General features: G+C 65.2%; 6 protein-coding genes. 5 read left to right on the forward strand and 1 reads right to left on the reverse strand.

The genetic code is table 11. The features are described from left to right. Positions 1 to 27 precede the first annotated feature (27 nt). From ACPEH1_RS15545 to ACPEH1_RS15555, 3 genes are all read left to right on the forward strand, one after another. Positions 28 to 924 (forward strand): Hsp33 family molecular chaperone HslO, encoded by an 897-nt coding sequence (locus ACPEH1_RS15545; protein ID WP_423716027.1) that lies wholly within the window; start codon positions 28 to 30, stop codon positions 922 to 924. A 152-nt stretch (positions 925 to 1,076) separates the two neighbouring features. After that, on the forward strand, positions 1,077 to 1,901 hold the full coding sequence (locus ACPEH1_RS15550) for a hypothetical protein (protein WP_208020042.1): 825 nt from the start codon (positions 1,077 to 1,079) through the stop codon (positions 1,899 to 1,901). A gap of 440 nt (positions 1,902 to 2,341) precedes the next feature. After that, entirely contained in the window at positions 2,342 to 5,101 is a 2,760-nt protein-coding gene (locus ACPEH1_RS15555) for a TonB-dependent receptor (RefSeq protein ID WP_017354612.1), read from the forward strand. 134 nt (positions 5,102 to 5,235) lie between these two features. Here the strand turns inward: ACPEH1_RS15555 and ACPEH1_RS15560 are convergent, their stop codons facing one another. After that, positions 5,236 to 5,835 (reverse strand): TetR/AcrR family transcriptional regulator, encoded by a 600-nt coding sequence (locus ACPEH1_RS15560; protein ID WP_017354611.1) that lies wholly within the window; start codon positions 5,833 to 5,835, stop codon positions 5,236 to 5,238. Between the two features lie 139 nt (positions 5,836 to 5,974). Between ACPEH1_RS15560 and ACPEH1_RS15565 the strand changes: the two genes are divergently transcribed. Both ACPEH1_RS15565 and ACPEH1_RS15570 read left to right on the forward strand, forming a co-directional pair. Then, the gene (locus ACPEH1_RS15565; RefSeq protein WP_017354610.1) at positions 5,975 to 6,895 is read left to right on the forward strand and encodes an alpha/beta fold hydrolase; all 921 of its coding nucleotides are present in this window, start codon (positions 5,975 to 5,977) and stop codon (positions 6,893 to 6,895) included. Continuing rightward, a partial coding sequence (locus tag ACPEH1_RS15570; protein ID WP_423716028.1) for an acyl-CoA dehydrogenase occupies positions 6,892 to 8,415 on the forward strand: 1,524 nt, incomplete at its 3' end. The genes ACPEH1_RS15565 and ACPEH1_RS15570, both read left to right, overlap by 4 nt.

Here is an 8,415-nt window from a genome sequence, read left to right on the forward strand (position 1 = left end):
CCCTCCTTTCGCGCAGCCTTCGAACCGATGACCCACACCACCGACACCCTGACCCGTTTCCTGCTTCCCGATGCCGGCGTGCGTGGCGTCCACGTCAAGCTCCAGGCGTCCTGGCGGGACATCCTCGCCCCGGCCAGCTATCCGGCCAACGCCACCGAACTGCTCGGCCAGGCCAGCGTCGCCTCGGCCCTGTTCACCGGCCACACCAAGGTCGACGGGCGCCTGTCGATCCAGCTGCGCAGCAGTACCGCAATGCGCACCCTGTTCGCCGAATGCACTGCGGCGGGCACCCTGCGCGGCATCGTGCAGCTGGCCGACGGCGGTGACGACGCCCCGCGCGACCTGACCGCCCTGGGCGATGACGCCCTGCTGGCCATCACCATCGAGAACCCGGGCCTGGACCCGCGCGAACCGCAGCGCTACCAGAGCCTGGTCGGTCTGACCGCGCCCAGCCTGGACGAAGCCTTCGAGGACTATTTCCGCCAGTCCGAACAGCTGCCCACGCGCCTGCTGCTGGCCGCCGATGGCGACCGCGCCGCCGGCCTGCTGCTGCAGAAGCTGCCCGGCGACCAGGGCGACGACGACGGCTGGTCGCGGGCCAGCGCGCTGTTCGAGACCCTGGGCAGACAGGAGCTGCTGGAGGTGGGCCCGGAAGACCTGGTGCATCGCCTGTTCCACGAAGAGGCACCGGAACTGCTGGCGCAGCGCCCCCTGCGCTTTGACTGTTCGTGCTCGCGCGAGCGGGTGCAGGGAATGTTGATCTCGCTGGGCGAGACCGAAGCCCGGGCGGCGGCCGAACCCGCGGGCGCGGTGGAGATCCGATGCGAATTCTGTGGACGGGAATATCACTTTCCGTTGACGGAATTGGACATACTGTTCAGCGAGCCGACGGCCACGTCGCCGGCACCTGAACGTCTTCAGTAATCGACGCACGAGTTTTGTTCTGGGGAGAACCAAGACTTGTTAAGAAATCATAAACACCCTAGGATCGGTGTCCCGCCTCGGCGGGAACTTGTGCTCATTGCCGCTGTCTGAGAGTTCCCATGCGTGCCCTTCTGCGTCTACCGCTTGCCCTGATGATCGCCCTGACCGCGATCCCGGGCGCGTATGCGCAGTCCAAGGGCAAGCAGGACAGCACGGTGCTGCCGATCTGGAACAAGGGCAGTGGCAAGGTCGAGGCGCTGCTGTACCTGGAGCCCACCGGTGAGCAAAGTGCCGGCGCCCGCTGGCACTTCGGCCGCAGCTCGCTCGACGCCGCCTTCGGGTTGTCCTCGGGCGATTCGCTGGGCCTGCTGTGCAACAGCAGCCGCGGCACCAGCATCAGCGGCCTGGCCAGCCACTGCATGCTTGCCAGCCTTGGTGACGATGACGACACCTCCCTGTCGCGCCGGGTCACTGGCACGGCAGCCTTCAACCGTCCCGGTGGCCGCCTCGGCATCACCGCCGGCAGCGGCCGCGACACCTTGCCGGCGTGGTTGGCAGGGCCGAACAAATCCCCGGCGATGCGCGCCGAACAGAACGACCTGACCGTGTTCGGCCAGAAGAACATCGGCCGCGAGGGGTTTGTGTCCATTGGCGGCACCTATGCCAAAGCGCGCCTCGTGCCGTTGTCCGACATGTCTCCGGCCCTGGTGGACCGCTGGGACAGCAAGAGCCTGACCATCGGTGCAGGCTATGGCAATTTCAGCGGGAACATCATCGGCCGGGTGGTCGATGTCCCCGGCCAGCCCGGCAAATGGGAAGGGCTGGGCGTCGGCCTGACCTGGCGCACGCCGTGGAGCGGTCAACTGACCGTCGGCGCCGAAAACGTCATCACCCGGGGCAAGAACCCCTTCGCGCCGCGCAACGAGAGCACCGAAGAGGGCACCGTCCCGTACGTACGCTACGAGCAGGATCTCTGATCCCCCCGACAGCGGGCATCGCCCAACAAAAAACGCGCCCACCGGCGCGTTTTTTTGTGCCTGCGCGTCCCGAGGGGAGCTGGGCTGCCTCCCTTGCCGACCGGCGATGGCGGCTCGATGGGAGGCGTTCGCATTCATGCCATAGCGCGTCTGAACTGAATAGGAACCTTGATACATTCGGTGACAAATTTGTCGTCGAATTTTCATCACACAGCCTTAATGATTGAGGCCGGAATCGCGATCCGTCTCACCAAGCCATTGTTTTACATGTAACTTTTCAAACTTCACGCTGTCCACATCGTTTGTTAACGATGCTTTAATTCTTTGGAATCCGCAGTTACTATCGAGTCAGCCTCGTGGTCTTTGAAGCGCCCTTTCGCTTCGCCACAGGCAGACACCCCAGTGAAGTACCCAAGATTCCCCTTGGAGAGAGAGAGCAAATGAACGTTAAGTCCAACCCGCTGCGTGATGCAGTGGTGGTCGCGCTGATCGCGTCCGCCGCTGTTTCCACCGCGCAGGCGCAGGAAGCCGCCAACCCGACCAACCTGGACCGCATCTCGGTTACCGGTTCGCGCATCAAGAGCACCGACGTCGAGACCTCGCAGCCGGTCCTGAGCCTGAGCCGTGCCGACATCGAAAAGCAGGGCGTCACCTCCGTGGCCGACATCCTGCAGCGCATCTCCGCCAGCGGCGCTGCCCTGAACCGTACGTACAACAACGGCGGCGACGGCAGCTCGGGCATCAGCCTGCGCAACCTCGGCAGCGAGCGCACCCTGGTGCTGGTCAACGGCCGTCGCTGGACCACCGGCATCACCGGCAGCGTCGACCTGAACACCATCCCGACCGCGATGGTCGAGCGTATCGACATCCTGAAGGATGGCGCCTCGACGATCTACGGCTCGGACGCCATCGCCGGCGTGGTCAACATCATCCTGAAGAACAACTTCGATGGTGCCGAAGCCAACGTCTACAAGGGCCAGTACAGCCAGGGCGACGGCGAGCGCGACGCCTATGACTTCACCCTGGGCACCACCACCGACCGCGCATCGCTGATGCTGGGCGCTTCCTACGTCAAGGAAGGCAAGGTCATGGCCGGTGACCGTGCGATCTCCGCCGGTGGCCCGCCGTTCTTCAGCGGCCAGAGCACCACCGGCGTGCCGGGCTCGTACATCCGCAACGGCGACCGCTACGTGATCCTCAACGGCGTGGAAACCCTGTTCGATTCGGACATCCACGGCTACAACACCTCGCCGGACAACTACCTGCTGACCCCGCAGGAACGCACCTCGCTGTTCGCGACCGGCTCGTACAACCTCACCGACAACATCACCTTCAAGACCGAAGCGCTGTACAACGAGCGCAAGTCCGAGCAGCTGCTCGCGGCGATGCCGGTGACCGGCCAGCGCCTCAGCGCCAACAGCATGTACAACCCGTACGGCGTTGACCTGACCAGCGTTGCCCGCCGCTTCAACGAAACCGGCGGCCGTTCGTTCAACCAGAACGTCAAGAACTGGCACTTCTACGGTGGCTTCGAAGGCTTCTTCGAATTCGCCGGCCGCACCTTCGACTGGGATGCCGGTTACCGCTACGACAAGACCGACGAGAACGTGCTGACCTACGGCCTGTTCAACCGTGCCAACCTGGCGAACGCCTACGGCCCGTCGGAAATGCGCGACGGCAAGCCGGTCTGCGTCACCGCACCGGGCGGCGCCGTGATCGCCGACTGCGTGCCGGTCAACCCGCTGGGTCCGGAAGGCTCGATCTCGCAGGACGCGATCAACTACACCGCCTTCACTGCGCACGACTCGTCGGCCCTGGTCTCGAAGGGTTACTACGCCAACATCTCCGGCACCATCGTGCCGCTGCCGGCCGGTGACCTGGCCTTCGCTGCCGGTTACGAATACCGCAAGGAAAGCGGCCAGTTCGATCCGGATGCGTTCATCGCTTCGGGCCTCAGCACCGGCAACGGCGCCAAGCCGACCAAGGGTGGCTACGACCTGGACGAGGTCTACCTGGAACTGTCGATCCCGGTGCTGGCTGACCTGCCGGGCGCCAAGCTGCTCGACTTCAGCGCCGCAACGCGCTACTCGAAGTTCAGCAACTTCGGCAACACCACCAACAACAAGTTTGGCTTCCGCTGGAAGCCGATCGACGACCTGATGCTGCGCGGCAACTACTCCGAAGGCTTCCGCGCACCGAGCATCAACGACCTGTACGCAGGCGATGCCGATTCGTTCGAAACCTTCGTTGATCCCTGCTCCCTGCACAGCGGCCGCCGTTCCGGCGCGATCGCCCAGCGTTGCGCCGACGAAGGCGTGCCGGGCAACTTCGTGCAGCCGGGTGGCGGCAGCGGTGGTCGTCAGGGTCCGGAAGCCTTCACCTGGACCTCCAACGACAACCTGCAGCCGGAAACCTCGACCAGCAAGACGCTGGGCCTGGTGTGGAGCCCGAGCTTCGTGTCCGGCCTGAACGTGACGCTGGACTGGTGGCAGATCGAAGTTGAGAACGCGATCACCCGTCCGGACATCCAGGACATCGTGAACTACTGCTACACCGGTTCGGCACAGCAGCAGGCCGTTTACTGCCCGCTGATCACCCGCGATCCGACCTACGGCACCGCCGTGCAGAACTACGCCATCACCAACGTGCGCATGCCGCTGCTGAACCTGGCCTCGTACAACGTGGAAGGCTGGGACCTGGGCATCGCCTACCGTCTGCCGGAAACCAGCTTCGGCCAGTTCAGCATCAACCTGGATGCGACCTACCTGAGCAAGTGGGAGACCAAGGCGACCGCCGATGCAGTGGCTGATGGCCGTCAGGGCAACTACCTGAACCAGGATCCGTACTGGCGCATCCGTGGCAACCTGTACGTCGACTGGAGCTTCAAGGACTTCGGCGTCAACTACGGCCTGCGTTACAAGTCGGGCATGAAGGAAGAATGCCCCTTCGATCCGGATGAAGATCCCGTTGCGTTCGCCTACTGCTCCGACGGAGCGGCTGGCAACTACATCGGCGCCACCACGTACCACGACATCCAGTTCCGCTACAACACCCCGTGGAACGGCACCATCAACGTGGGCGTGAACAACCTGTGGGACAAGCAGCCGCCGACCTCGTACGTCGTGGCCTACAACATGTTCGACCCGCAGTACGACCTGCCGGGCCGCTACATGTACATGCAGTACAAGCAGAAGTTCTGATCGATCCACTGATCGGTACCTGATGCAGCAACGGCCCCGAAAGGGGCCGTTGTCGTTTGCGCTGCCGGAGACCGTGCGCGCATGAAAAAGGCCGCGTTTCCGCGGCCTTCTGGTGTTCTCGCCCGCAGCGCCGATCAGCCCGGAATCAGCGTCTCGATCACGTGCTCGACGTAGGCCTCGAAATCCTCGCGGGCCTGCTTGGGCTGCTGCAGCTGCAGCGACAGCTGCAGGAAGCCGACGTACGCGGCATAGGCCAGCCGTGCGCGGTGCTGTGCATCGGTGCGGCTGAGGCCGGCCTGCCGGAACGACGCCACCAGGTACTCCAGGCGCCGATGCGACACGCGATCGATCACCGGGCGCACCATCGGGTGATCCAGCGCCTTGAGCAGCTCGCTGTAGATGATGTGCGGCTGCACTTCATGGGCCACCACCTGGAACAGCTGGCGCAGGCGCACACGCGGGTCGGTCACGTCGGCCAGGCTGCCGAACACCTGCTCCTGCTCGAACAGCTCCCAGCGCTCCAGCGCGGCCTGCAGCAGGGCATCGCGCGACGGGAAGTGCCAGTAGAAACTGCCCTTGGTCACCCCCAGCCGACGGGCCAGTGGTTCGACTGCAACGGCGCCGACGCCCTGCTCGGCAATCAGATCCAGTGCGGCCTGGGCCCAGTCTTCGGCACTCAGGCGGCTGTTGCGGCCGGCACGTGGCTCGCCGGCGGAAGCTTCGGGTTCATTCATGAGGTAATTTAACCATACGCTGGGGTTGGTTGCAGTACGTGGTTGCATCGGCAACCGCCCTATCCCAGTCAGGGCAAGGGATCCGCTCACCATACCCCCAAGTATTGACATCGACCAGCACCGGTCCATACTAGCGAGTATGGTCACTCCTTCTTCTACCCTGCCCCGTTTTGACGATGAGCGACTGACCGGCGCGCACGATGCCGTGCTGGCTGCCACCCGCTCATCCCCCGGGCGTCGTGGCACGGTGCTGTTCGCACACGGCTTCGGCCAGACCCGGCATGCCTGGACCGCCGCCGCGCAGACCCTCGCCGGCGCCGGCTACCAGACCCTGGCCTACGATGCCCGCGGCCACGGCGACTCCGACTGGAACCCCGCCGCCCTGGCCTATCACGGCGAACAGTTCGCCGACGACCTGATCGTGCTCGCCGGTGAACAGCCGCAGCCGCCGATCCTCGTCGCCGCGTCGATGGGCGGGCTGTTCGGCCTGCTCGCCGAGTCGCGCTGGCCCGGCTTGTTCTCGGCGATGGTGCTGGTGGACATCACCCCGCGCTGGGATACCGCCGGAGTCGAACGCATCCTGATGTTCATGACCGCGCATCCGGACGGCTTCGCCTCGCTGTCGCAGGCGGCGGACGTGATCTCGGCGTACATGCCGCACCGCCCGCGCAAGTCCGAGGACGCGCTGCGCGCCCTGCTGCGCGAGGATGGCCACGGCCGCTGGCGCTGGCATTGGGATCCGCGCCTGGTCGCCGAACTGGCGCGCGACAGCGAACAGCACCAGGACGCGCTCGCCGAGGCGGCGCGCCAGGTGAAATGCCCGTTGCTGCTGGTCAGCGGCGGGCGCAGCACCCTGGTCACCCCGCAGACGGTGGCCGAATTCCTCGCGCTGGTGCCGCACGCTCGCCACGTGCAGTTGCCGGAGGCCACCCATATGGTCGCCGGCGATGACAACAGCGCCTTTACCGCTACTGTGTTGGACTATCTGGACGTGTTGCCCTCGGCCTCCGCCGTGGCACAGTCCGCCACTACCGAGCACGTCACCGGAGCACGCTCATGAGCATTGTCGTTCCCTTCCTGGCCCTCCTGCTGGCGGGGGCCATCGTCGCCTACCACCGCATGCGGCTGATCACCTGGACGCTCGTCAGCGTCGCGCTGCTGGTCGCCTGCTGGTTCATTCCCTACGTCAACCAGACCGCCACGATCGTGGCTGCCGCCATCGTCGCGGTGATCGCCGTGCCGTTGCTGCTGCCGTTCATCCGCAAGCCGCTGCTGACCGCGCCGATGATGAAGGTGTTCCGCAAGGTGCTGCCGCCGCTGTCGCAGACCGAGCGCATCGCCCTGGAAACCGGCTCGGTCGGTTTTGAAGGCCAGCTGTTCACCGGCGACCCCGACTGGAACATCCTGCTGAACTACCCCAAGCCGCAGCTTACCGCCGAAGAACAGGCCTTCCTGGATGGCCCGGTCGAAGAGCTGTGCAGGATGGTCAACGACTGGGAAATCACCCACGTCTACGCCGACCTGCCGCCGGAACTGTGGAGCTTCATCAAGAAGAACAAGTTCTTCGGCATGATCATTCCAAAGGAATACGGCGGTCTGGGCTTCAGCGCGCTGGCGCACCACAAGGTGATCCAGAAGCTGGCATCGGTGTCGAGCGTGGTGAGTTCCACCGTCGGCGTGCCCAACTCGCTGGGCCCGGGCGAACTGCTCAACCATTACGGCACCCAGGCGCAGAAGGACCAGTACCTGCCGCGCCTGGCCGACGGCCGTGAAGTGCCCTGCTTCGGCCTGACCGGCCCGTTCGCCGGCTCGGACGCCACCTCCATTCCCGATTACGGCATCGTCTGCAAGGGCGAGTGGAACGGCGAGCAGGTGCTCGGCGTCAAGCTCACCTTCGACAAGCGCTACATCACCCTGGCCCCGGTGGCCACGCTGATCGGCCTGGCCTTCCGCATGTACGATCCGGATGGGCTGATCGGCACCACCCGCGACATCGGCATCACGCTGGCACTGCTGCCGCGCGACACCGCCGGTGTCGAAATCGGCCGCCGTCATTTCCCGCTCAACTCGACCTTCCAGAACGGCCCGATCCGCGGCAAGGGCGTGTTCATCCCGCTGACCCAGCTGATCGGCGGTGCCGAGATGGCCGGCAAGGGCTGGAACATGCTCAATGAGTGCCTGGCCGTGGGCCGCTCGATCACCCTGCCGTCCACCGCCAGTGGCGGTGCCAAGGCCGGCGCGGTCGTGACCGGCGCATATGCACGCATCCGCAAGCAGTTCGGCCTGTCGGTCGGCCGCTTCGAAGGCGTGGAAGAAGCCCTGGCACGCATCGGCGGCAAGGCCTACGCGATCAGCGCGCTGTGCCAGGCCACCGCCGCCGCCGTGGACCGCGGCGACGTGCCGTCGGTACCGTCGGCGATCGCCAAGTACCACTGCACCACCATGAGCCGTGAAGTGATCTCGGACATGATGGATGTGATCGGCGGCAAGGGCATCATCCTGGGGCCGCGCAACTTCGCCGGCCGCAGCTGGCAGGCCGCACCGATCGCGATCACGGTCGAAGGCGCCAACATCATGACC

The organism is Stenotrophomonas sp. NPDC077421, assembly GCF_049545505.1.
Lineage (GTDB): Bacteria > Pseudomonadota > Gammaproteobacteria > Xanthomonadales > Xanthomonadaceae > Stenotrophomonas > Stenotrophomonas nematodicola.